This window comes from Aquimarina sp. I32.4 (assembly GCF_002924285.1).
Lineage (GTDB): Bacteria > Bacteroidota > Bacteroidia > Flavobacteriales > Flavobacteriaceae > Aquimarina.
Genome location: NZ_PGUB01000203.1, coordinates 1 through 2,967 on the forward strand (window position 1 = coordinate 1; position 2,967 = coordinate 2,967).

Consider the following 2,967-nt stretch of genomic DNA (forward strand, 5'->3'; position numbering starts at 1 on the left):
GACTTTTTTTATATACATATGCTTAAGATTTTTGTCGAGTCATCAAGTTAAGGTATTTTTGTAAGTAGCTAAAAAAAAGCTCCCGAGGCAACGAGGATTAGTTCAACAAAGGAAACCGCCACACAATCTCATAAACAACACACTATACCCCTCTATACAGAAGCTTTATTTATATATACCAAGTTTCACCACCAACCAAATACCAACGCTGTTTTATAGAGAAAGTTTTGTCCTCCCAGCGCAGGGTGGGAACCAAGGAGTACTATAGAGCACCCAATAACTAATACTCAATACAGTTTTCTCACTTCTCAATACTCACTTCTCAATACCAGTTACCATACAATATTTTATTAATTTTTCATGAGGGTTTCCCGTAACCGCTTCTATAAAAAATCGTAGTATTTTTATTTTAGATATCAAATAGACGTATAGTTACTATATTTTAAAGTTAACACATATTTAAGACAAGCAACATAAATGAAAGCTGAAGAAAAAGACATATCAAGTATTTTTGCTGACAATCACATTTACGAAATACCAAAATATCAAAGACCATACTCTTGGACTGAAGACAATGTTAGTGAATTGATTAGTGATGTAGCTGATGCTTTTGAGAATGATTTAATTGAGTATTTTATTGGTTCAATTATCACAATCGAAAAAAGCAAAAAACAATATGAAGTTGTTGACGGACAGCAAAGATTGACAACATTAACATTGATTTTCGCTGGATTACGAAATTTGATTTCTGACGAAACTGCAAAAGCAGAAATTCAGAAAAAAATATTACCCATTAATGCATTTACTGAAGAACCTGAACAACCAAGACTTAAAGTTCGTAATAAAGAGCATCTATTCTTTTATGAACATATTCTTTTAGGTAAAAAAATAGACACCGAATACTCTCTTGGTGAGATAGAACAAAAGTTTTTGAACAACTTAAAAACCGTAGAAAAGTTTTTCAGGGATAAAAATGAAACATACCTCAAAAAATATGCAAACTACCTATTACAAAGTGTATATGTTGTATTTGTAAATACAGATAGTTTTGAATCTGCTTATAGATTATTTAATGTTTTAAATGCTAGAGGACTTTCATTATCTAATGGCGATTTACTAAAAAACCAACTATTTGGACTCTCAAAAACTGAACTTGAACAAAACAAGATTGAACAATATTGGAATCAGTTAGAAGACATAATAACAATAAAACACCTTGATAGCTTTTTAAGTCACTACAGAACTGCCTTAAAAGCAAATAAAGCTCAAAAAGATTTATATCAAGAATATGTTGATTATTTAAAAGACAATCAAATTAGTGCAGAAGATTTTTGTAAAACCCTTGTGAACTCTGCTAAAAATTATAAAAAATTAAGAACACTTGAGTTCAGTGATAATAGAACAAAAAAGTTTGTTCAATCTTTATTTAATGTCAGTTATGATGAGTGGATTCCACCAGTTCTTGCATATATGAACAAACCTATCGAAAATATGCCTTTTGATGATTTCATTGGACTAATAGAAAAGATTACCTATCAAAATTGGGTAAGACGTTTGGGAAGAACTAAAAGGAATACAGTTTATTACAATGTGATTAATAAACTTAAAGGAGGAGCAAGGGAAGAAGAAATAACAGAGTTAATTTATAGTTACACAAATAACGAAGAGTTTTTTAGCCTTCTAAACAGCAATGTTTACGGAATGTCTTACGCTAAAGCTGTTTTGTTGCGTATGGATACAGCTAGTCAAGACGATTCTGTACTTAAAAATTATTCAGGACTGATTTCAATAGAACATATTTTACCACAAACAGGAACAGACGAATATTGGAAATCAAGATTTAATGAAGAACAAGTTGAAAATAATGTTCATAAACTTGGAAATTTGGTATTATTGAGTGGCCGAAAAAACTCTCAAGCACAAAATCATTCTTTCGGCAGAAAAAGAGAAATCTATCAAAGAAAAAACGAGGCGACTTCATTTGATTTGACTAAAAAAGTTTGTGATACTGAAGAGTGGACATTAAGTGAAATTGAGAAAAGGCAATCAGAATTATTGAAACTAGCTAAGAAAATTTGGGAAATAAAAACGTATACCAACGTTGTATAAAAAATAACATTTAGTAATTAAAATTATAGTAAGTAAATTATAAAAAAGGGGCATTGTTAAATGGAAAAGTTAGTGTGTGAAATTAGCTAATTTTCATAAGAAGACTGGTTACATACAATTTCTTAAATATAAACAATACAACAAGTAATACTTATAATGGTTGTTAATCAAAAAACACGAAATGGAAGGTAAATACACCAAAACTGGTACAATTGTAGGTATTGTAGCGGTATTGATAACAGTATGGCAAATAAATAAAAATAAATCTTCTGAATTTCAAGGCGAATGGATAATGACTTCAGAAATTCAAGATTCTCAGATGTCTAATTATATTGGAATGAATATAGAATGGGTTTTACATATAACTCAAAATGGCCAAGAACTGGAAGGGACAGGTGAAAAGATTAAGGTAAATAATATTAAACTTAATTATATTGAACGCACCAATCTTAGGCTAAAAGGTTCAATAAATGGGAAGCAATTTATAATTAACTATATTGAGAATGGCAAGCAGAGACAGACAAGTGGAATATTTAAAGGACAGATTAATGAAAATATATTTCAAGGAGAATTTTCGCAAACAGCAGCAGATTCTAAAGGAGCTATCTATGGAATAAAAAAGAAATAGAAAGTATATAGCAATGATTATGGTAAATACGGGTTTTGGTGGCTTAAGCCAAAAGTCTAAACCTTTAAATTAAGCCCTAGAAATCTCCTGACTTAATTTCAAAACAAAGAGACCAACCATGAACCATCAACCAAGCACCATACAATATTTTATGGCTAAGTTCTAAAATACATATGATCTAGTGCTATATTTTTAAAATTCATCCAAGTTTGATTCGAAGTGAACGCAAT

Annotated in this window: 2 protein-coding genes; both read left to right on the top strand. The window is 30.2% G+C overall.

Going from position 1 to position 2,967, the window contains the following annotated elements; all coding sequences use genetic code 11:
* Positions 1-477: 477 nt before the first annotated feature.
* Positions 478-2,109: a DUF262 domain-containing protein gene (locus CVD18_RS21865; RefSeq protein WP_103867578.1), complete on the top strand. Its 1,632-nt coding sequence runs from the start codon at positions 478-480 to the stop codon at positions 2,107-2,109.
* Positions 2,110-2,290: 181 nt separating this feature from the next.
* Positions 2,291-2,737 carry a hypothetical protein gene (locus CVD18_RS21870; protein WP_103867579.1) on the top strand — a complete coding sequence of 149 codons (447 nt, stop codon included), beginning with the start codon at positions 2,291-2,293 and terminating at the stop codon, positions 2,735-2,737.
* The last annotated feature ends 230 nt before the right edge of the window (positions 2,738-2,967 follow it).

What these genes read in the sequence shown, in the direction of transcription:
- CVD18_RS21865 (WP_103867578.1), top strand. Translation starts at nt 478, where the DNA reads ATGAAAGCTGAAGAAAAAGACATATCAAGTATTTTTGCTGACAATCAC.
- CVD18_RS21870 (WP_103867579.1), top strand. Translation starts at nt 2,291, where the DNA reads ATGGAAGGTAAATACACCAAAACTGGTACAATTGTAGGTATTGTAGCG.